This is a genomic window from Streptomyces sp. NPDC005866 (assembly GCF_040629895.1).
GTDB lineage: Bacteria > Actinomycetota > Actinomycetes > Streptomycetales > Streptomycetaceae > Streptomyces.
This window is the reverse complement of the sequence record NZ_JBEXWP010000029.1, coordinates 17,387-37,234: the sequence shown is the minus strand read 5'-3', so window position 1 is coordinate 37,234 and position 19,848 is coordinate 17,387. Positions and strand designations below refer to the sequence as shown.

General features: G+C 71.4%; 19 protein-coding genes and 1 pseudogene. 11 read left to right on the top strand and 9 right to left on the bottom strand.

The window, feature by feature from the left end:
• Positions 1–146 precede the first annotated feature (146 nt).
• The 4 genes from ABZ396_RS33465 to ABZ396_RS33450 are packed head-to-tail and all read left to right on the top strand — an operon-like array spanning position 147 to position 4,080.
• On the top strand, positions 147–2,576 hold the full coding sequence (locus ABZ396_RS33465; protein ID WP_359186588.1) for a sensor histidine kinase: 2,430 nt from the start codon (positions 147–149) through the stop codon (positions 2,574–2,576).
• Positions 2,573–3,052 (top strand): roadblock/LC7 domain-containing protein, encoded by a 480-nt coding sequence (locus ABZ396_RS33460; RefSeq protein WP_358925862.1) that lies wholly within the window; start codon positions 2,573–2,575, stop codon positions 3,050–3,052. The genes ABZ396_RS33465 and ABZ396_RS33460 overlap by 4 nt, the downstream gene beginning before the upstream one ends.
• Before the next feature lie 34 nt (positions 3,053–3,086).
• Positions 3,087–3,497 (top strand): DUF742 domain-containing protein, encoded by a 411-nt coding sequence (locus ABZ396_RS33455; RefSeq protein ID WP_358925864.1) that lies wholly within the window; start codon positions 3,087–3,089, stop codon positions 3,495–3,497.
• The gene (locus ABZ396_RS33450; RefSeq protein ID WP_358925866.1) at positions 3,484–4,080 is read left to right on the top strand and encodes an ATP/GTP-binding protein; all 597 of its coding nucleotides are present in this window, start codon (positions 3,484–3,486) and stop codon (positions 4,078–4,080) included. Before ABZ396_RS33455 ends, ABZ396_RS33450 begins: the two co-directional genes overlap by 14 nt.
• Positions 4,081–4,141: 61 nt before the next feature.
• On the opposite strand, the gene ABZ396_RS33445 is transcribed toward ABZ396_RS33450, so the two are convergent.
• The 4 genes and pseudogenes from ABZ396_RS33445 to ABZ396_RS33430 all read right to left on the bottom strand — a co-directional run.
• Positions 4,142–4,810: an ABC transporter permease gene (locus ABZ396_RS33445; protein WP_358925868.1), complete on the bottom strand. Its 669-nt coding sequence runs from the start codon at positions 4,808–4,810 to the stop codon at positions 4,142–4,144.
• Entirely contained in the window at positions 4,807–5,457 is a 651-nt protein-coding gene (locus tag ABZ396_RS33440; protein WP_358925870.1) for an ABC transporter permease subunit, read from the bottom strand. The genes ABZ396_RS33445 and ABZ396_RS33440 overlap by 4 nt, the downstream gene beginning before the upstream one ends.
• Positions 5,454–6,584, bottom strand: coding sequence for an ABC transporter ATP-binding protein (locus ABZ396_RS33435; protein ID WP_358925872.1), 1,131 nt, complete (start codon positions 6,582–6,584; stop codon positions 5,454–5,456). Before ABZ396_RS33435 ends, ABZ396_RS33440 begins: the two co-directional genes overlap by 4 nt.
• A 218-nt stretch (positions 6,585–6,802) precedes the next feature.
• Positions 6,803–7,033 (bottom strand): annotated as a pseudogene (locus tag ABZ396_RS33430) (FAD:protein FMN transferase); the annotation flags it as partial.
• 108 nt (positions 7,034–7,141) lie between these two features.
• Here ABZ396_RS33430 and ABZ396_RS33425 point away from each other — a divergent pair.
• Positions 7,142–7,837 carry a response regulator transcription factor gene (locus ABZ396_RS33425; protein WP_358925922.1) on the top strand — a complete coding sequence of 232 codons (696 nt, stop codon included), beginning with the start codon at positions 7,142–7,144 and terminating at the stop codon, positions 7,835–7,837.
• Between the two features lie 47 nt (positions 7,838–7,884).
• Positions 7,885–9,297 carry a HAMP domain-containing sensor histidine kinase gene (locus ABZ396_RS33420; protein WP_358925873.1) on the top strand — a complete coding sequence of 471 codons (1,413 nt, stop codon included), beginning with the start codon at positions 7,885–7,887 and terminating at the stop codon, positions 9,295–9,297.
• Positions 9,298–9,707: 410 nt separating this feature from the next.
• On the opposite strand, the gene ABZ396_RS33415 is transcribed toward ABZ396_RS33420, so the two are convergent.
• The 5 genes from ABZ396_RS33415 to ABZ396_RS33395 all read right to left on the bottom strand — a co-directional run bounded on the left by ABZ396_RS33415 (position 9,708) and on the right by ABZ396_RS33395 (position 14,897).
• Positions 9,708–10,994, bottom strand: a complete 1,287-nt coding sequence (locus tag ABZ396_RS33415; protein WP_358925875.1) for a PP2C family protein-serine/threonine phosphatase — start codon at positions 10,992–10,994, stop codon at positions 9,708–9,710.
• Between the two features lie 422 nt (positions 10,995–11,416).
• A complete protein-coding gene (gene msrB, locus ABZ396_RS33410) occupies positions 11,417–11,824 on the bottom strand; it encodes a peptide-methionine (R)-S-oxide reductase MsrB (RefSeq protein WP_358925877.1) in 408 nt (135 codons plus the stop codon).
• Between the two features lie 13 nt (positions 11,825–11,837).
• A complete protein-coding gene (gene murC / locus ABZ396_RS33405; RefSeq protein ID WP_358925879.1) occupies positions 11,838–13,226 on the bottom strand; it encodes a UDP-N-acetylmuramate--L-alanine ligase in 1,389 nt (462 codons plus the stop codon).
• 177 nt (positions 13,227–13,403) lie between these two features.
• Positions 13,404–13,877, bottom strand: coding sequence for an indole-3-glycerol phosphate synthase (locus tag ABZ396_RS33400; protein ID WP_358925881.1), 474 nt, complete (start codon positions 13,875–13,877; stop codon positions 13,404–13,406).
• Between the two features lie 153 nt (positions 13,878–14,030).
• The gene (locus ABZ396_RS33395) at positions 14,031–14,897 is read right to left on the bottom strand and encodes a pyrimidine reductase family protein (RefSeq protein ID WP_358925883.1); all 867 of its coding nucleotides are present in this window, start codon (positions 14,895–14,897) and stop codon (positions 14,031–14,033) included.
• Between the two features lie 37 nt (positions 14,898–14,934).
• Between ABZ396_RS33395 and zapE the strand changes: the two genes are divergently transcribed.
• The 5 genes from zapE to ABZ396_RS33370 all read left to right on the top strand — a co-directional run bounded on the left by zapE (position 14,935) and on the right by ABZ396_RS33370 (position 19,823).
• Positions 14,935–16,041, top strand: coding sequence for a cell division protein ZapE (gene zapE, locus ABZ396_RS33390; protein WP_358925885.1), 1,107 nt, complete (start codon positions 14,935–14,937; stop codon positions 16,039–16,041).
• A 193-nt stretch (positions 16,042–16,234) separates the two neighbouring features.
• Complete coding sequence (locus ABZ396_RS33385; protein WP_358925886.1) at positions 16,235–16,630, top strand: hypothetical protein; 396 nt, start codon at positions 16,235–16,237, stop codon at positions 16,628–16,630.
• Between the two features lie 91 nt (positions 16,631–16,721).
• Positions 16,722–17,300 carry a carbonic anhydrase gene (locus tag ABZ396_RS33380; RefSeq protein WP_358925888.1) on the top strand — a complete coding sequence of 193 codons (579 nt, stop codon included), beginning with the start codon at positions 16,722–16,724 and terminating at the stop codon, positions 17,298–17,300.
• An 8-nt stretch (positions 17,301–17,308) separates the two neighbouring features.
• Complete coding sequence (locus tag ABZ396_RS33375) at positions 17,309–18,763, top strand: SulP family inorganic anion transporter (protein WP_358925890.1); 1,455 nt, start codon at positions 17,309–17,311, stop codon at positions 18,761–18,763.
• 175 nt (positions 18,764–18,938) lie between these two features.
• Positions 18,939–19,823, top strand: coding sequence for a slipin family protein (locus ABZ396_RS33370; RefSeq protein WP_358925892.1), 885 nt, complete (start codon positions 18,939–18,941; stop codon positions 19,821–19,823).
• Positions 19,824–19,848 lie beyond the last annotated feature (25 nt).

The following is a 19,848-nucleotide window of genomic DNA, read 5'->3' as shown; positions in this document are numbered from 1 at the left end:
GGAATCGCGCTTCAAGAACGCTGTAGTCTCACGGCAGTTGATATGAGTCACCGCGGTGCACGGGGCCCGCTACTCGGTGTCGTTCCGCAACAGTTCGGGGTGAAGGCGCCCCCCCACAGACGAGACACCCTCATGAAGGAGGCCCGGTGTCCACGAACCAGGTGGACGCGCCCGTCCGGCCCGCCCAGGCGCGAGGCGGGATTCGGGGTTTCGCCGACCGTTGGCCCTTCCGCCGCAAGCTGAACCTGCTGGTCGGTGTGCCGCTCGCCGTCATCGCCGTCCTGCTGGCCTATGTCTTCACCGACCTGGTGCAGCAGTCCAACAGCGCCGATTCTGCGGCGCAGCTGGTCCGGGACAGCACCCAGGTGGCGCGGCTGGTGGACAAGGTCGAGGCGGAGCACCAGCAGGCGATCCTGCTCTCCGCGCGGTACGAGTCCGGGTACGCCGCTCCCTCGCCGGCCGCCTACCGCGCGGCCCAGGAAGTGGTGACATCCCAGGTCAAGGCGGTCCGCGACACCTTCGGCGACCGGCTGCCGGACACCGAGACGACCGCCCTGCGGCAGGTCGAGGGCCTGTCCAGCCTGCGCGAGTCCGTCGAGCAGTCGTATCTGCCGGCGGACAACATCGACCCGGCCTACTCCAACGCGGCCAACGACCTGATCGACGGCCTCGGTCTGGACCGCGACGCCAACCTCGCCGCCACCTTCACCGGCAACCTGCTGGACTCGCTGCTGCGCGCGGACGCCGCCCACGGCGCCTTCGAGACCAACGTGCTCGCAGCCACCACCGGGGACACCAACGCACTGATCGAGTTCACCAGCGCGGTCGGCGCCTACGACCTCTACCAGCACCAGGCCGCCCGCTTCACCCGGTTCGCCACCGAGGGACAGGCGGCACAGCTGGCCTCCGTGGAGCACACCAAGGTACAGGGCACGATCGCGGCGTCCTACGCCGAGCTGCAGATCGACCCGAGCCGGCTGGACGCCGGCAGCCAGGACGACATCCGGCGGGCGGTCAAGGACGCGCTGACCGAGTACCCGAACTATCTCGACCAGGCCACCGCCCGGCTGAACATCACCGCCTCGCTCATCGGCCAGATCGCCGACCGGGCCGACACGACAGCCGAAACGGCCAAGTGGCGCGCCATCTACCTGCTGAGCGGCTCGCTGTTCGGCTTCGTGCTGTGGATCGCCCTCGCCGCGCTGGTGCGCCGCTCGGTGATCCGCCCGGTGCAGGCGCTGACCGGGGTCGCGCACGAGGTTGCCGAGGTGGCGGGCCGCGAACTCGCCCGTGTCGCCGACGACGACACCGAGGACGACAGCCCGCCCCGGCTGCGGGACATGCCGGTCACCGCCCGCGACGAGATCGGTGACCTGGCCGAGGCGTTCAACCAGGTGCAGGCCACGGCCGCGGCCCTTCTCGAACGCCAGGTGCTCAGCCGCCGCAACACCGCCGAGATGTTCGGCAACGTCGGCCGCCGCGTCAGCAATCTGACCACTCGTCAGCTGGCTTTCATCGACGCGGTGGAGCGCGCCGAGACCGACCCGGCCCTCCTCGAACGCCTCTACTCCATCGATCACATCGCCGTCCGCCTGCGCCGCAACGCCGACAGCCTGATGCTGCTGGCCGGCATCCGCGAGACCGTGCTGGCCTCCGGTCCCACCCCGGTATCCAACGTGGTCCGGGCCGCTCTCGGCCAGATCGAGGGCTATCAGCGGGTACGGCTGTACGCCGGCACGGACGCCATGATCGCGCCGGACATCATCGGCGACCTCACCCTGATGGTGGCCGAACTCCTGGAGAACGCGGTGTCGTTCTCGCCGGAGGGCAGCCCGGTCGAGGTGACCGTGCGCGCCGGCGACGACGGCGCGCACATCGTTGTCACCGACCATGGCCTGGGCATGAGCGCCGAGCGACTGGCCGAGGAGAACGCCCGGCTGATCCGCCGTGAGCGCCTCGACCTGCTGCCGACCAAGGTGCTCGGCCTGTTCGTGGTGGGTGCGCTGGCCCGGCGCTGGGAGATCGGCGTCGAGCTGACCCGGACCCCGGGCGGCGGTGTCACCGCCGAAGTGACGCTGCCGTCCCGGCTGTTGCTGACGATGAGCGCGGTGGCCGTCACCCCCGGCACCCCGCTCGCCGTGGAACCGGCGCCGGCCGAGCCGACCGGGCCGACCACCGCGGCCTCGATACCGGCCGCCGCCGAGCCCGAGAGTCCGCTCCCCCGCCGGGTGCCGCGCCGCGAGCCGGCCGTCGAGGCGGAGGCCGCGCCGGCCCCGCTGATCCCGGCCGCCCGCTCCGGCGAACCCCCGGCCGACTCCGCCGACGGGCCGCGCCCGCTGCGTCGCCGGGTACGCGGCGCGACCCTCCGTACCACCGTCGGCGCCGCCCAGACCCTCTCCCGGGCACCGCGCAGCCGTGACGCCGACGCCGAGCGGGACGCGCTGGAGGAGTTCGAGGCGGCGGTGGAGCGCGCCCGGCGCGACAGCGACACGGGAAGTCATGAGCGGCCCGCGCCGCACCCCGAAACGAACCCGCCGCACCACCAGATGCACCTTCCGGAAGGAGCCGAGCAGTGAGCACGTCGACAGGTGACACCCCGACGGGCGGCGACGCCACGCCGACCGACCTGCAGGCGGCCGCAGCCGACTTCACCTGGCTGCTGAACCGCTTCGCGACCGAGACCGCCGGCGTGGTCGACGCGATCGCCGTGTCCTCCGACGGTCTGCTGATCGCGGTGTCGGAGCTGCGTGAGCGCGCCCACTCGGAGCGACTGGCCGCGATCGTCTCCGGCATCACCAGCCTGGCCGCCGGCGCCTCCGGCAACTACGGCCTGGGCGGCCTCAACAAGGTCATCATCGACCTGGAGGGCGGCCATGTCATCGTCTCCTCGATCGGCAGCGGCGCCGTGCTCGGCGTGGTCGCCGACAAGGAGGCCAAGCTCGGCAACATCGCCTACGAGATGACTCTGTTCGCCAACCGCGCCGGTGCCGCACTCAGCCCGCAGTTGGTCCTGGAACTGAAGAACAGCGTCGGCGTCCAACAGACGCGCTGACCGGCGGCGCCGGTCGAGAGAGGAAGACACAGCCATGGCGGACGGCTTCCCGGGCCCGGACCCGGTCGGGCCCGCCCCCGCCGTACGGCCGTTCCTGGTCACCGCCGGCCGGGTGGCGGACAGCGCCTCCGGACCGGCGATGCCCGTCGAGACCCAGGTGGTGGCGACCACGGCCGGACTCGACGCGCTCGCCCGGCTCTCCTTCGAGCAGCACGACATCGTCGCCGCGTGCCGGATTCCGCAGTCGCTCGCGGAACTGGCGGCCCGGCTGCGGCTGCACCTGAACGTGGTCCGGGTGCTGGCCGAAGACCTGCGCGAGGCAGGGCAGCTGACCGTGCATGTGCCCGACTTCGAGGCCACCCACGACTCGTCCGTCCTGCGCAGGGTTATCGATGGCCTGCGGGCCATCCCCGACTCCCGAGGGGTACTCCGTGACACCGACTGACTCGCTGACCCGGGGGACCGGGCGTACGGCCGTGCGGCCGCCGCTGCCGGTGAAGATGGTCATCGCGGGCGGTTTCGGCGTGGGCAAGACCACCGCCGTCGGCTCGATCTCGGAGATCGAGCCACTGACCACCGAGGCGTCGATCACCGAGGTCGCGGCGGGCGTGGACGACCTCACGCACACCCCGCGCAAGACGACCACGACCGTGGCGATGGACTTCGGCTGCATCACCATCGACCCGACGCTGAAGCTGTATCTGTTCGGCACGCCCGGGCAGGAACGGTTCGGCTTCATGTGGGACGACATCGTCGAGGGGGCGCTCGGCGGGCTCGTGATCGTGGACACGCGGCGGCTCGACGACTGCTATGCGGCGGTGGACTACTTCGAGCACAAGGGGATTCCGTTCGCCGTCGCGATCAACGCGTTCGACGGGCGCGTCCAGCACACGCTGGACGAGGTGCGGTGGGCGCTGGATGTCGCCGAGGGGACTCCACTGGTCGTCTTTGACGCGCGTGAACGGGGTTCTGTTCGGGATGCGCTGCTCGTTGTTCTGGAACTGGCGCTGAGTCGCGCCGAGGGGTAGTCCGGTTGTGTGGGAACTGCGGACCGGTTGTGGCTGGTCGCGCAGTTCCCCGCGCCCCTGGTCAGTTGCTCCTGCGTACGCCGGGAGAGACCGTCAGTCTCGCCACCGCCCAGAAGATGCCCAGCGTGGCCAGGGCCATCGCCGCCACCAGCGTCGCGCCGCCGACCACCTTCTCGTAGTTCTTCTGGTAGAGACCGTCGATGATGTAGCGGCCCAGGCCGCCCAGGCTGACGTACGCCGCGATGGTCGCCGTCGAGACGATCTGGATGGCCGCCGAGCGCAGGCCGCTGAAGATCAGCGGGAGGGCGACCGGGAGTTCGACCTGGAAGAGGACGCGGGACTCCGGCATGCCCATGCCCCGCGCCGCGTCCACCGGGGACGGGTCGACCGAGCGCATCGCCTCGTACGTCGTGACCAGGATCGGCGGTACGGCGAGGATCACCAGCGGGATCATCACCGGCAGCGTGCCGAAGCCGAGCCAGATGAACATCAGGACCAGCAGGCCGAAGCTGGGCAGTGCCCGGCCGGCCGTGGCGATCAGGGCGAGGGTGTTGCCGCCCCGGCCGTAGTGGCCGGTGATCAGGCCGATGGGCAGACCGATGACCGCCGCGTAGGCGAGCGCCTCCAGCGAGTACTGGATGTGCTCCCACACCCGGGTGGGGATGCCGTCGTAGCCGTGCCAGTGGGAGCTGTCGCTGAAGAAGGCGTGGACGAAGTTGAGGACGTTCACCGAGTGCTCTCCTTCGGCATCCAGGGCGTCAGCACACGGCGTACGAGGACGAGGAGGGCGTCGGCCAGGATCGCCAGCACCGCCGTCGTGACCACGGAGTTCACCGCCAGCTCGGGGCGGTGGTAGATGTTGGCGTCGTTGAGCAGGTTGCCGAGGGCGCCCTGGTTGCCGATCAGCATGCCGACGCTGACCAGGGAGATGCTGGAGACGGTGGCCACGCGCAGGCCCGCGATGATCGCGGGGACGGCGATCGGCAACTGCACCTGGAAGTAACGGCGTACGGGACCGAGGCCCATGGCGGTCGCGGCGGCGAGGGTCTCGGCCGGGACCGAGCGGACGCCGTCCACGATGGCCGGGACCAGGACCACCAGGCTGTACACCGCGAGCGGGATCATCACGGTCGTCTCGGTCTGGCCGGTGTAGTCGATGAGGACGACGAAGAAGGCCAGGGAGGGAACGGCGTACAGGATCGTGGTCACGCCCAGGACCGGCGCGTACAGCCAGCGGAAGCGCACACAGAACTGGGCGATCGGGAGGGACACCAGCAGGCCGGCCAGCACCGGGATCAGGGCCTCACGCAGATGGAGGCCGATCAGCCCGAAGTAGGTGTTCTGGAGGTCACTGGGGATGTCGAAGAAGCCGCTCATCCCCCGACCTTCGCGTCGTCGCGGCCCTCGGCGTGGGCGGTGCGGATCGCGGCGCCGATGACCTGCTGGGAGACGACTCCGACGGCGCGTCCCTCGCCGTCCACGGCCACCGCCCAGCCGGTCGGTGAGAGCACGGAGCCGTCGAGGGCGGCGCGCAGCGAGTCCCTGCCGGGCAAGAACGGCCGCCCGTACGGCAGCAGCCGCTCCGGGTCGATCGAGCCGGCGGTGAGGTCGCGCGGCTCGCCCCAGCCAAGAGGCCTGCCGTCCAGGTCCGTTACGAGGAGATAGGGGGCGTCCGTGGAGGTGCGGGCGTCGAGCTTGGTGGCGTCGGCGTCGACCGGGACGATCGGGGAGGTCTGCAGCGCGAGGCCCGCGGACGGGAAGAAGGACAGCCGGCGGATGCCCCGGTCGGCGCCGAGGAAGTCCTCGACGAAGGCGTCGGCGGGGCCGGTGAGCAGTTCGGCGGGCGGAGCGAACTGGGCGAGGTGGCCGCCGGTGCGCATCACGGCGACCATCGTGCCGAGCTTGATCGCCTCGTCGATGTCATGGGTGACGAAGACGATGGTCTTGCCCAACTCGCCCTGTATACGCAGCAGTTCATCCTGGAGTCCCTTACGGACCACGGGGTCGACGGCGGAGAACGGCTCGTCCATCAGGAGCACGGGCGGGTCGGCGGCGAGCGCCCGGGCCACGCCGACGCGCTGCTGCTGGCCGCCGGAGAGCTGGTACGGGTAGCGCTTGGCGAGGGCCGAGTCCAGGCCCACCCGCTCCATCAGTTCGGCCGCCCGGATGCGGGCCCTCTGCTTGCTCCAACCGAGCAGCCGGGGCACGGTGGCGATGTTGTCGATGATCGTGCGGTGCTGGAAGAGACCGGCGTTCTGGATGACGTAACCCATCGACCGGCGCAGGGTGTTGACCGGCTGCGCCTGGATGTCGGCTCCGTCGAGGAGGATACGGCCCTCGGTGGGCTCGATCATCCGGTTGATCATCCGCAGGGTCGTCGTCTTCCCGCAGCCCGAGGGGCCGACGAAGACGGTGATCGAGCGATCCGGTATCTCCAGGGAGAGCCGGTCGACGGCGACCGTACCGTCCGCATACCGCTTGGTAACTGAATCTATCCGTATCAAAACGCCGAATGCCCTTCGGGTTTGGCTGAGGCTGCCCGGTTCTCGACCACGGTCGCCGTGGCGCAGGCCGTTGCGGGGAGAGTCTAGACCGCGAGTGTTTCAGCACTTTGGCGACCGACTCCTCGTCTTCGGGCTGTGACCCGCCGGAACCCGGCCCCCGGGCGTCTCCCCGGAGCCCGGCCTGCATATCTCCCGGCGGCCCGCCCCTCTCTCCGTGCTCACGCGGCCGCCGACGGCTCCCCCGCGGCCGGGAAGCCCGCCGTCCGCAGCACCCGCCGACCGGCGTCCACGGCGAACACCTCGCAGCCCGGGCGCGAGGCCGCCCACTCGATGCCCTCGGCGCCCATCGCGAACGCGGCCGTCCCCACGGAGTCCGCCTCGGTCAGCGAGGAGGCGACGACCGTCAGGCTGAGCAGCCCGGTCGCCGGACGTCCCGTGCGGCCGTCGACCCGTGGGTGCTGTCGTTTTCCTGTCGGCCGACTTTCAACCGGTTATCGATGTGTTCTCTGTGTGAGCACGGGTCTGGCGCCCACCACCGCGTGCCGCAGTATGAGCAGGTGGAAAAAGTACGACTTCTCGTCGTGGACGACGACCCGCCGATCGCCGACCTGGTCGCGACGGTCGCACGGTACGAGGGCTGGGACGCGGTCACCGCGTACTCCGGCGAGGACGCGCTGGCCAGGGCCGCCGAGTTCCGGCCGGACATCGTCGTGCTCGACCTGATGCTGCCGGATCTCGACGGCTTCGGTGTCCTCGACCGGCTGCGCCGCTCCGGGACGATGGTTCCTGTGGTGTTCCTCACGGCGCGCGACGGGGTCGCCGACCGGGTCGCGGGGCTGACCCGGGGCGGGGACGACTACCTGGTCAAGCCGTTCGCGGTGGAGGAGCTGATGGCCCGGCTGCGCACGGTGCTGCGGCGCACCGCGGGCCCCGGGTTCCAGCGCTCGGTCCTCCACGTCTCCGACCTGACGATGGACGAGGACACCCGTGAGGTCCGGCGCGGTGAGCGGCTGCTCTCGCTGACCCCGACCGAGTTCGAGGTGCTGCGTTATCTGATGCGCAAGTCGCCCACCGTGCTCACCAAGGCGCAGATCCTGGACCATGTGTGGGAGTACGGCTTCGGCGGCCGCTCGAACGTCGTGGAGTTGGTGGTCAGCCGGCTGCGCCGCAAGCTGGACGAGGCCGGCGGGGAGCCGCTGATCCACACCGTGCGCGGTTTCGGGTACGTCGTCCGGCAGCAGGCGGCGAAGTGATCGGCCGGCTGCGCCGGTGGTACCGGAGCAGGCTCCGGTACCGGAACATGCGCCTGGGCACCCGGCTGGCGCTGGGGCTCGGCGTGCTGGCCCTGGTGGCGTTCGCGGTCGTCGGCACGGCCCTGACGACGTACATGCGGGACTATCTGTCGGCCCAGCTGGACGACCAGCTCGGGCTCGCCCAGGTCGCCCAGTCCAAGAGCATCGCGCAGACCGGCACCCTGCAGGGCAAGAAGTACTACCACTGGTACTACGCCGTGTACGACATCTCGCACGGCACCCCGGTGCTGCGCAAGCCGGAGGAGCGCACCGACCTGCCCAAGGACATCGGCGCCCTCACCTCCGTGGCGAAGGCGCAGATCGCCGCGGGCACCGAGGTGCTGCGCACCAAGAACCTGACCGGGCAGGGCGAGTACCGGCTGCGCGGCTGCGAGGTGGAGCCGGGTGTGGTGCTGGTCAGCGGTGCGCCGATGGACAGCATCAACGGCACGGTACGGCAGCTGGTCGCGGTCCAGGTGGTGGCCTTCGGGCTGGCGCTGCTGGCGCTGGTGGTGTTCGGCCGCCGGCTGCTGCGGCACGGCCTGGAGCCGCTGAGCGACATGGCGCACACCGCCCATGGCATCGCCTCGCACAATCTGACGGAGTCGGCGGCCCGGCTGCCGCTGCGCGCCGCCAAGCGGGGCGGCGGCCCCGAGGTCGAGGAGCTGCGCACCGCGTTCAATACGATGCTCGAACACATCGACCGCTCCCTCGCCGTCCGCGCGGAGGCCGAACAGCGGCTGCGCCGCTTCGTCGCGGACGCCTCGCACGAGCTGCGCACCCCGCTGATGTCGGTGCGCGGCTACGCCGACCTCTTCCAGTACGCGGCCGCCAACGCCCCCGAGGAACGGGACAAGCACCTGGCCCGGCTGCGCGCCGAGGCGGCCCGGATGGGCATCCTCCTCGACGACCTGCTGCTCCTCGCCCGTCTGGACGCGGCCGAGATGGAGGCCCCGCTGCGCCTGGAGGACGCCGACCTGGCGGAACTGGTGCCGGAGGCCGCGGACGCGTTCCGGGCGGCGCACCCCGACCATCCGCTGGCGGTGACCGTCGGCCCGGACCCGGTCCCGCTCCGCCTGGACCCGGTCCGCATCCGCCAGGTGCTGGACAACCTCCTCACCAACGCGGCCGTCCACACACCCACCGGCACCCCGGTGTCGGTGGCGGTGACGGCGGCACCCGGCTCCGCGTCGGTGAGCGTCACCGACCGGGGGCCCGGCATACCAACGGCCGACCGCGCCCGGGTCTTCGACCGCTTCTACCGCGTCGACAAGGCCCGCAGCCGTGACCGCGGCGGCAGCGGCCTGGGGCTGTCGGTGGCGCGGGCGCTGGTGGAGGCGCACGGTGGGACCATCCGGCTGGGCGACGGCGGCGACGCCCCGAAGACCACGACCGTGTTCACCCTGACCCTGCCCAGGTAAGCCGGCGTCACCGCCCGGCCCGGAGCGGGGGCAGCGGCCGGGCGCCCCTTCAAGGAGCACGGTCGTCGTGCGGCCGCCACAGGCCGACGCGTCCATTCCGCCGGCCTGCTCCCCCGCCGCCGACGTCGGTCCCCGCCTCGCCGGCCGCCGAACCGGCCGGGGCGGCACCGGCGTTGGCCCGTCCCGCCCCTCCCGGAGCAACTCCCCTGCGCCCGGGCCGCCTACCGGGCGACGGAGTACGCCAGGATCGCCCGGCGCATCTGCCGTACGCACCGCCGAACGGGAACTCACGGCGCTCGCCCAGGCGCCCGACGACCGTCACGCGCACCGGCGTTGAGCACCGCACTGGCCGTACCGGCGGTAATCGCCACGGCCGGGTCATCCAGGCCGGCAGTATCTCCGGCTCACCGTCACGAGCCCGTCGTCTCCTCCTCCGGCACAGAGGTGAAACCGCCCTGCCGCGGGTGCGGGCGGGCCGCCAGGACCGCGACGTCGTCCTCGGCGTTGCGGGCGTCGAGGCGGGTGAGGATGGACTCCAGGAGGGCGTCCACACCGACGGCAGGGCTGAAGTGCAGCTCCGCGAGGCGGTTCAGGGAGCGGTCGATGTCCTCGCCGCGGTGTTCCACCAGGCCGTCCGTGAACAGGACGAGGGCCTGGTCGGGGTCGAGGTGGTGGGTGGCCGATTCGTAGCCCCCGAAGCCGGTGCCCAGGGGCGGGCCCACGGGGACCGTCAGGAGGGTGGTCCCGCCGTCCCGGGCGATCAGGGCGGGCGGGAGGTGGCCGGCGCTGGCCAGGGTGACCTGGTGGCGGCTCGGGTCGACGCGCACCAGCAGACAGGTGGCGGGTCTGCGGTCCGCCTCGGTGGCGGCGATGTCGTCCATCTGGCGCAGCACCCGGTGCGGGGGCAACTCGGAGGAGGCGATGTACCGGAGAGAAGACCGGTAGGCGTTCATGTCGACGGCGGCCTCCAGGCCGTGGCCCATCACATCGCCGACGACGAGCAACGTGCGGCCGAAATGCAAACGTACCGTCTCGCACCAGTCGCCGCCCACCAGCACCCGGCCGCCGGCAGGGAGATAGCGGATCGCCACGTCCAGGTTGGGGTGCGGCCGGCCCGGCTCGGACAGCAGGGCACGCTGCAGGTCACCGGCGGTGCGGTTGACGTGCTCGTACTCGCGGGCGTGCCGGACATGGGAGGCGGCGCGTTCGGCCAGGAGAGCGAGCAGCTCGGCCTCCGCGCGGGCGAAGGCGATCCCCTCGCGGGCGCAGACCAGGACGCCGTAGTGGTCGGAGCCGCTGGTCAGGGGCACGCACACGGCCGGGCGGGTGCGGCTGCCGGCCGGGCGGGACAGCCAGGGATCCACCCAGTGGTCGGCCGCCGGGGAGCCCGCGTCCCGGGCCACCGCGGTGGCCCAGCGGGCGTCGGGCAGCAGATCGGGGTCGCCGGTGATCGACTCATAGCCGGAAATGGCCTCGCCGACCCGCCGCATCACGGCCGCGCAGCCACCGGCCGACCGTACTGCCGCCCGGGTCAGTTCCGTGCAGGTCGTCGACTCGTTGAGGGTCGTGCCGATGCCGGCCGCGGCCGTCCGCAACGCTCTGAAGGGCGCGGAGGGGTCGGCGCCCGCGGTGGGCCCGTCCTGTCCGCTCGGGCCGTCGGCGGACGCGGGTCCCCTACGGGACTGGAACCATCGCACGACACCCGACACCCTCACAGACTCTCAAACAGCGCCGCACTGGGCACCAGCCACTTGTGCCGCACACTCCCGGGACATGGTTCCCGGGCCGCCGGGGGCTTCGACCGCCGGCGCCGGCCGCGGCCGTGCGGGCTCACTCCCGGGAGTTCGGATCCGGTGTGCGAGCGGGCCACGGGCGGATCGGGTGGGCGGGCCCAGTGCCACGGACGGATCCGTTGGGCGGGCCTGCCGGGCCTCGGGAGGGACCCAACGGTCCGGCACCCCCGGTTACGCCCGAACGGCGGGCCCGGCGGCGCGGTCCTCCCGCGACCCGCGGCAGCGCTCAGGCCGCCACGGCCCGCTCCCGCGCCGCGATGCCGACCGCGGACGCCTGCCCGCCCTTGCCGCACAGTCCGATCCGGCTCCCCTGACCTCCCGCTGTCTCAGCTCTCGTCGGCGGTCAGCCGCAGCGAGATCGAGTTGATGCAGTACCGCTGGTCGGTCGGGGTCCCGTATCCCTCGCCCTCGAAGACGTGCCCGAGGTGCGAACCGCACCGCGCACACCGCACCTCGGTGCGCACCATCCCGTGCGAGCGGTCCTCGATGAGTTCGACCGCGTCGGTGTCCTTCGGGTCGTAGAAGGACGGCCAGCCGCAGTGGGATTCGAACTTCGTGGTGGAGGTGAAGAGCTCGGCACCGCAGGCACGACAGGAGTAGACGCCCTTGGCCTTGGTGTCGGTGTACTCACCGGTGAAGGCCGGCTCGGTCGCCGCCTGACGCAGCACGGTGTACTCGGCCGGGGTCAGCTCCGCCCGCCACTGCTCGTCCGGCTTGTCGACGTCGTACGACATGACTCTCAGCCCCTTACTTCGCCAGGCGTTCCAGGATCTTCGGGCCCAGGTCGGTCACATCGCCCGCGCCCATGGTGAGAACCAGATCACCGGGCTTCGTCATTCCCGCGATCACGGAGGGGACCTCGTCCTTGTCGTGCACGGCGGTGACGTCGGCGCCCGCGGCCCGCGCCGCCTCGATGATCAGCTCGCTGGTGACCCCGGGGATCGGGTCCTCGCGGGCCGGGTAGATGTCCAGGACCACCGACGCGTCCGCGAGGGCCAGCGCGTCGCCCATCTCCTTGCCCAGCTCCTGGGTGCGGGAGAAGAGGTGCGGCTGGAAGACGACCAGGATCCGGGCGTCGCCCGCGGCCGCGCGCATGGCCTCCAGGTCCGCGGTCATCTCGGTGGGGTGGTGGGCGTAGGAGTCGATCACCTGGACGCCCGCCGCTTCGCCCTTGAGCTGCAGGCGGCGCTTGACGCCCGTGTACGCGGCCAGCGCGGGCGCCAGTTCGGCGGCCGGGACCCCGAGGGCCACGGCCGCGGCGAGCGCTGCGACGGCGTTGTGCGCGTAGTGCCGGCCGGGCACGGACACCGTGAAGGTCAGCTCGGTCCCGTCCAGAAGAACGGTGACTTCGCTCTTCAGGCCCTGCGGTACGACGGAGAGCACCCGCACATCGGCATCGGCGGCCTCGCCGTACGTCACCGTCCGCACCTTGCCGGCCACCCGCCGGGTCAGTTCGCGTGCCCCCCCGTGGTCGGCGTTGATCACCAGCGTGCCGCCGGGCACGATCCGGCCGGCGAAGGTCTCGAAGGACTCGTAGATCTCGTCCATCGAGGCGTAGTTGGCGTGGTGGTCGAGCTCCACGTTGAGGACGATGGCGACCTCGGGCGCGTACTTGTGGAAGCTGCGGTCCGATTCGTCCGCCTCGGCGACGAAGATCTCGCCCTCGCCGTGCAGGGCGTTGGAGCCGGGGGCGTCCAGGTCGCCGCCGATGGCGTAAGAGGGCTCGCGGCCCAGCTCGGTCAGCGAGACGGCGAGCATCGAGGTGGTCGTGGTCTTGCCGTGTGTACCCGCGACGGCGATCGGCCGCAGGCCGTCCATCAGGGCGGCGAGGGCGTCCGAGCGGTGCACCACGGGGATGCCCAGCTCGGCCGCGCGCGCCAGCTCGGGGTTGTCCTTCCGGATCGCCGACGACACGACGACACAGCTGGCGTCGTCGGCGAGGTGCCCGGCCGCGTGCCCGACGTGCACCGTGGCGCCGAACGCCCGCAGCGCCCCGACGGTGGCCGACTCCTTGGCATCGCTGCCGGCCACCTTGGCACCGCGCTGGGCGAGGATCTTGGCGATCCCCGACATCCCGGCGCCGCCGATGCCGATGAAGTGCGGTCGGTCCATGGCGGAAGGAAGGCCGGGTGCCATGTGTTTCTCCCCAGAGACGGTGCGTGCGAAAGCGTGCCTAGCCTATGCGCTCAGGTACGGGCGCCTTCGCAAGGGACGCGGGTGCCGCCGGCCCGAAGGGGCGCGGGGAACCGCGCGAGCAGCCACCGCATACCCGCGGCCGCCGACGCAGCACACGCCCTACGCACACGCGCAGCCCTACGCCTTACTGTGCGAGAACAACTTCAGCACCGGCACCCCCACCTTGTGCCGCGCCCGAGACGCCCAGTCCCGGTGGAAGAACTCCTCCACGTAGTGCGGATCGGTCAGCACGATCACCTCGTCCGCTCCCACCTCGTCGACGATCGTCTTCAGCGCATCCAGCGGATGGTCCTCGACCATCCGGCCCTCCGCCGAACTCCCCGCCGCCCGCAGTGCCGTGAGGGACACGTCCAGCGCCTGTACGGCCAACGCCTGCGCAGCATCCCCCTCCGGCGTCTCGCCCTCGCGAGCGGCTTCGTCCAGTTCGCCGAGCGCGATGTCGTCGATGGCCCGCAGCAGGCGGTCCGCCTGGTCGCCGCGCGGCTGGAGCAGCACGTGGAAGGAGACCTGCTCGTCCCCGTGCAAGGTGGTGACGAACTCCACGTCGGCAGACGTAAGGGCCTTCTCGATCATCAGAACGCTTGTGAACACCAGGCGCCTCTTCTCCTGAGAGGGCCGCGCGGACCCTCTGTCCTCCCTGGGGCCTAGTAGCCCTGCGGAAACCATCCTGCCCCGTGATCGCACGGGTACTGCCGGATTCAGTGTGCCCGTCGGAAGCTAAGCGGAACGGCAGGTTCCGCCGGATCAGGATCGCTGGTAGCGACTGAACAGGAATCCGGCCTCCTCCAGCAAGGACACTAGTTCGAAACGCCTGGGTACGGTTACACCGGGTCCCCCGGAGATGCGCTGCGCTCCCCCCGCCGTGAGCATCGGGGACACCGTGAGGCACAGCTCGTCGAGGACACCGGCGGCGATGAACTGCCCGAGCAGCCGGGGTCCGCCCTCGGTGAGCAGCCGGGTGTGACCGAGACCCGCGAGGGCGCTCACCGCGCGGGCGGGGTCGACGCCGACGCCGTCACCGGCGACCACCACCCGGGCGCCGGTCTTCTCCGCGGCGGCGACGCGGTCGGGGGCGGCCGCCGCGCCGGTGAGGATCAGCGTGGGGACGAGGGGCGAGGTGAACAGCGGGAGCGAGAAGTCGAGGTCCAGGCTCGCGGTGACGACGGCGACCGCGGGGGCAGCGCCCTGCCCCGCCGCCGCCCGGGCCCCGGCGAACTCCGCACGCGCGCGTGCCGGCCGGTACCCCTCCTGCCGTACCGTTTCCGCACCCACGACCACGACATCCGCGAGCGCCCGCAGGGTGCCGAAGATCCGCATGTCGGCCTCGCTGGAGATGGGCTGCGACCGCCCGTCGTGCTGGGCGGCGCCGTCGAGCGTGGACACCATGTTGGCCCGCAGCCAGGGCTCCCGCCCGGTGGACCCCGGATAGGCGTAGGCGAGGGCCAGCTCGGCGAGACTCCACTCCCGGTCGACCGAACCGGAACCGGCCACACCACCGGCCGCCCCAGCGCCCCCTCCGGCTGCCTCTGCATCCCCGGGCCCCTGCCCCTCGGTCACACCGCCGGAGGCCTGGGCTGCTGTCTCTTCGGTCACAGGGAACAGGCGTCGCATGTGGTGCAGTGTGGCACGGCAACTACCATGGGGAACCGTGTCGTCCTCTCCCGCCGCTTCCGAGGTCAGCCCCATAGCCGACGCGGCCCCGCTGTCCCTGTGCACCCGCTCGCCGCACGTCCCCGCGGACCGGCTGGTCGCCGAGATGGTGCCGCCGCCCCGCTTCGACTCGGTCCGTTTCGCCACCTACATCCCGGACCCGAACCAGCCGAGCCAGACCGAGGCCGTACGGGTCCTCGAAGGCTTCGCGGCCGGTCTCGGCGGGGCGCACGCGGCCGGCGGCAAGCGCGGCTTCTTCGGCCTCGGGAAGGCCAGGGCGCCGAAGACCCCGGCCGGCGGGCCCCGCGGGGTCTACCTCGACGGCGGTTACGGCGTCGGCAAGACCCATCTGCTGGCCTCCCTCTGGCACGCCACGCCGGCCGAGCCCGCCCTGAAGGCGTTCGGCACGTTCGTGGAGCTGACCAACCTGGTCGGCGCCCTCGGCTTCCAGCAGACCGTGCAGACCCTCTCCGGCCACCGTCTGCTGTGCATCGACGAGTTCGAGCTGGACGACCCCGGCGACACGGTCCTGGTGTCCACCCTGCTCGGCCGGCTGGTCGACGCCGGTGTGGCCCTTGCCGCCACCTCCAACACCCTGCCGGGCAAGCTCGGCGAGGGCCGGTTCGCGGCGGTCGACTTCCTGCGCGAGATCCAGGGCCTGTCCGCCCACTTCCGCGCCCTGCGCATCGACGGCGAGGACTACCGCCACCGTGGCCTGCCCGAGGCACCGGCGCCGTACTCCGAGGAGCAGGTGGCCAAGGCGGCGTACGCCACACCGGGCGCCTCGCTCGACGACTTCCCGCACCTCCTGGACCACCTGGCCAAGGTGCACCCCAGCCGCTACGGCGCGCTGACCGACGGCCTGACGGCGGTCTGCCTCACCGACGTGCGGCCGGTGCCGGACCAGTCGACCGCGCTACGGCTGGTGGTCCTCGCGGACCGGCTCTACGACCGTGAGGTCCCGGTGCTGGCCGCCGGGCTGCCGTTCGACAAACTGTTCAGCGAGGAGATGCTGAACGGCGGCTACCGGAAGAAGTACTTCCGTGCGATATCCCGGCTCACCGCCCTGGCCCGGGACGCCAAGGGGCTCGTCGCAGCCGAATAGGCTCCTCTAGTCGATCATGCTCGCCAGGTCAAGAGCCCGAACGAGCCACCTCACCGGCACTTTTCACGCTCTCTTCGGCTCGCAACACCGAGTTAACCCTGCAAACAACTTTGCAGGGTTAACGTGTTCCTTGACCAGCAATTGACCTGCGCTTGGTGCACGCAAGAGGTGCGAACTGTCGCGAGGGGGGCTCATGTTCCGAGGTACGACGGCCCGGACCGTGATCTCGCTCCTGGCCGCCGCCCTGCTCGCCGTCCAGTTCTTCGCACCTGCGGCAACCTTCGCAGCCGCGCACACGCCCAGTCATGTCGAGGCCAAGGCCCAGCCCGGTCCGAAGCCCTCGGCGAAGGTCGTGCGCGACGGCTCGCACACCCTTCGCGACCGCGGCCTCTGCGGTGAGCCGGCCGGCCCACCGAGGACCGCCGACCGCCATCGCACGACCACCGCCGGCTGGGCCGACGACCGTCCGCTCACCGCCCGGCACACCGAGGCGATACAGACCTCGGTGGGTCCCACAGCCAAGCATCAACGCACCTCAAGAGCGTCCAGAGCCCACTCGCCGGCCGCGCTTCAGGTCTTCCGCTGCTGAGCGACGGGGTTCTGCCTCGGCTCGTCACCCCCCACAACCGTCGTGCAAGCCCGACGCGCCGCTCAGGCGCGCCAGGAGGAGTCAACACACCATGCAGCCCCTCATCGACAACGCCCGTACGTTCGGACAGCGCCCTGAGGAGTTCGCCAAGCTCGCCGAAGGCCAGTCCCCGCAGGTGCTGTTCATCACCTGCTCCGACTCCCGGGTCGTCCCGGCCCTGATCACCGGCGCCCGTCCGGGCGAGCTCTTCGAGCTGCGCACCGCGGGCAACATCGTCCCCCCGTACGCCTCGGAACACCCCACCAGCGAGGCGGCCACCATCGAATACGCCGTGGAGGTGCTCGACGTCCGCGACATCGTCGTCTGCGGGCACTCGCACTGCGGCGCCGTCGGCGCGCTGGTGCGCGGCGACGACCTGACCGCCGTACCCGCCGTACGGGCCTGGCTGGCCCGTGCCGAGCCGCGCCCGACCGGGGCCGTCGAGGACCCGGCCGTCGCCGAGGGCGTGCAGAGCCATGTGCTCGCCCAACTGCTGCGGCTGCGCTCCTACCCCTTCATCGACAGGAAGCTTGCGCAGGGCGAACTGACCCTGCGCGGCTGGTACTACGAGGTCCACACCGGTGCCGTGCGCGAACACCGCGCCGATACCGACGCGTTCGAGACCCTGTGAGCGTCGCGATGACCAAGCTCCCCTACATAAAGCAGGACTTCACCGCCTCACTCGTCGTCTTCCTGGTCGCGCTCCCGCTGTGCGTGGGTGTGGCCGTCGCCTCCGGTGTCCCGGCCGAACTCGGCCTGGTCACCGGCATCGTGGGCGGTCTCGTCACCGGGATGCTGCGAGGCAGCAGTCTTCAGGTGTCGGGGCCGGCCGCCGGCCTGACCGTGCTCGTCTTCGAGGCGGTGCACGAGTTCGGGCTGCCGGTGCTCGGCGTGATCGTGCTCGTCACCGGCGCGCTCCAGATCGCCATGGGTGTTCTGAGGCTGGGCCGCTACTTCCGGGCCATCTCGGTCTCGGTCGTCGAGGGCATGCTGGCCGGAATCGGTCTGGTCCTGATCGCCGGTCAGCTGTACCCGGCGCTCGCCGCCAAGGCCCCCGAGTCGGGGCCCGGCAAGATAGCCGGACTGCCCGGGGCGTTCGCGGACGCCCTCGGGGACGGGGAGGCACTGGCCTCGCTGGCCCTCGGCACGGGCACCATCGCGATCCTCGTGCTGTGGAAGTACGTCCCGGCGAAGGTCCGGGCCGTCCCCGGCCCGCTGGCCGCCGTCGGCCTCGCCACCCTGGCCGCGTTCTTCCTGACCCTCCCCGTCGCCACCGTCGAGGTGCACGGGCTGCTGGGCTCCGTCCAGCCGCCGCCGCTGAGCGCCTTCGGCGAACTGGCGGGCTTCGGCGTAATCGGCACGATCGTCGCGTTCACGCTGATCGCGTCCGCCGAGTCGCTGTTCAGCGCGGCGGCCGTGGACCGGCTGCACAACGGTCCGCGCACTCAGTACAACAGGGAGCTGATCGCCCAGGGCGCGGGCAACGCGCTCTGCGGAGTGCTCGGCGCGCTGCCGATGACCGCGGTGATCGTGCGCAGCGCGGCCAATGTGCAGGCGGGCGCCCGGACGAAGGCGTCCCGGGTGCTGCACGGCCTCTGGCTGCTGCTGTTCGCGGCACTGCTGCCGGGCGCGCTCAGCTACATACCGATCCCGGCGCTCGCCGGAATCCTGGTCTATTCGGGCGCCAAGCTGATCCCCGTCCGGGCACTGGCCGCGCTCTGGCGCGAGTACCGGGGCGAGGCGCTCATCCTGGTCGTCACGGCGCTGTCGATCGTGGCGGTCAGCATGTTCGAGGGCGTGCTCATCGGGCTGGCCCTGTCCATCGTCAAGACCGCGTGGGAGGCCTCGCACATCAAGCTGGAGGTGGTCGACAAGGGCGTGGGCCCGATCGACACCCATCTGACGGGCAACGCGACCTTCCTGCGCCTGCCCAAGATCCTCGACAGTCTGGAGGCGCTGCCGCAGGACCGCCCGATCCGGGTGGACCTGTCCGGGCTGCACCACCTCGATCACGCCTGCCGGACCGCGCTGGAGAGCTGGGCCGAGCGGCACAGCGACGCCGGTACCGAACCCGTGAGGGTCACGGCCGGCTGAGCCGTGTCCACCCGCGTCACGGTCGCCTGAACCCGCGGCCACTCCCGGGCCGGGATGCCGACCCTCCTCGGCATCCCGCCCCGGGCCTGCGCCCCGATGACCATGGCCCCGAACCGCCCGCCGGGCATATCGTTGCAGCATCAGGCATTTCGGACCTCTCCGTCTGGGGGTCGTGATGGTTCAGGAGCTGCTGGTCGCGGTAGTGACGGCGCTGTGCGTCGGCGCGCTGTACCTGGCCATGGGCGCGCGGGTCGTCAAGCAGTACGAACAGGGTGTGTTGTTCCGGCTCGGCCGGGTCACCAGTGCCGTGCGACAGCCCGGCTTCAATCTGGTGATCCCGTTCGTGGACCGGCTGCAGAAGGTCAACATGCAGATCGTCACGCTGCCGATCCCCGCCCAGGAGGGCATCACCCGCGACAACGTCACGGTGCGCGTGGACGCGGTCGTCTACTTCCGGGTGATCGACGCGGTGAGCGCAGTGATCAAGGTCGAGGACTACAAGTTCGCCGTCTCGCAGATGGCCCAGACCTCGCTTCGGTCGATCATCGGCAAGAGCGACCTCGACGATCTGCTCTCCAACCGCGAGCAGCTCAACCAGGGCCTGGAGCTGATGATCGACAGCCCGGCCGTGGGCTGGGGCGTGCAGGTGGACCGGGTCGAGATCAAGGATGTGTCGCTGCCGGACACGATGAAGCGCTCGATGGCCCGCCAGGCCGAGGCCGACCGGGAGCGCCGGGCCCGGATCATCAACGCCGACGCCGAGTTCCAGGCCTCCAAGAAGCTGGCCGAGGCGGCTCAGCAGATGGCGAGCACGCCGGCAGCCCTGCAACTGCGGCTGCTGCAGACGATCGTGGCGGTGGCGGCCGAGAAGAACTCCACCCTGGTCCTGCCCTTCCCGGTGGAGCTGCTGCGCTTCCTGGAGCGGGCCCAGCAGCCCACGCCGAACGGCAGCGCCGTGCTCGGTCTCTCCGAACCGGAACACATGGACCCGGGCGACAGGCGCGCCCATGCCGAGGAAGCACCCGAAGCCCACGGACGACAGGGACCGCGGTCTGCGTGACCTGCTCCGCCACCCGGCGGGCGAG

What these genes read in the sequence shown, in the direction of transcription:
- ABZ396_RS33455 (WP_358925864.1), top strand. Translation starts at nt 3,087, where the DNA reads ATGGCGGACGGCTTCCCGGGCCCGGACCCGGTCGGGCCCGCCCCCGCC.
- msrB (WP_358925877.1), bottom strand. Translation starts at nt 11,824, where the DNA reads ATGTCGTACGACGTCGACAAGCCGGACGAGCAGTGGCGGGCGGAGCTG.
- ABZ396_RS33440 (WP_358925870.1), bottom strand. Translation starts at nt 5,457, where the DNA reads ATGAGCGGCTTCTTCGACATCCCCAGTGACCTCCAGAACACCTACTTC.
- ABZ396_RS33385 (WP_358925886.1), top strand. Translation starts at nt 16,235, where the DNA reads ATGTTCCGAGGTACGACGGCCCGGACCGTGATCTCGCTCCTGGCCGCC.
- ABZ396_RS33420 (WP_358925873.1), top strand. Translation starts at nt 7,885, where the DNA reads ATGCGCCTGGGCACCCGGCTGGCGCTGGGGCTCGGCGTGCTGGCCCTG.
- murC (WP_358925879.1), bottom strand. Translation starts at nt 13,226, where the DNA reads ATGGCACCCGGCCTTCCTTCCGCCATGGACCGACCGCACTTCATCGGC.
- ABZ396_RS33395 (WP_358925883.1), bottom strand. Translation starts at nt 14,897, where the DNA reads ATGCGACGCCTGTTCCCTGTGACCGAAGAGACAGCAGCCCAGGCCTCC.
- ABZ396_RS33375 (WP_358925890.1), top strand. Translation starts at nt 17,309, where the DNA reads ATGACCAAGCTCCCCTACATAAAGCAGGACTTCACCGCCTCACTCGTC.
- ABZ396_RS33370 (WP_358925892.1), top strand. Translation starts at nt 18,939, where the DNA reads ATGGTTCAGGAGCTGCTGGTCGCGGTAGTGACGGCGCTGTGCGTCGGC.
- ABZ396_RS33380 (WP_358925888.1), top strand. Translation starts at nt 16,722, where the DNA reads ATGCAGCCCCTCATCGACAACGCCCGTACGTTCGGACAGCGCCCTGAG.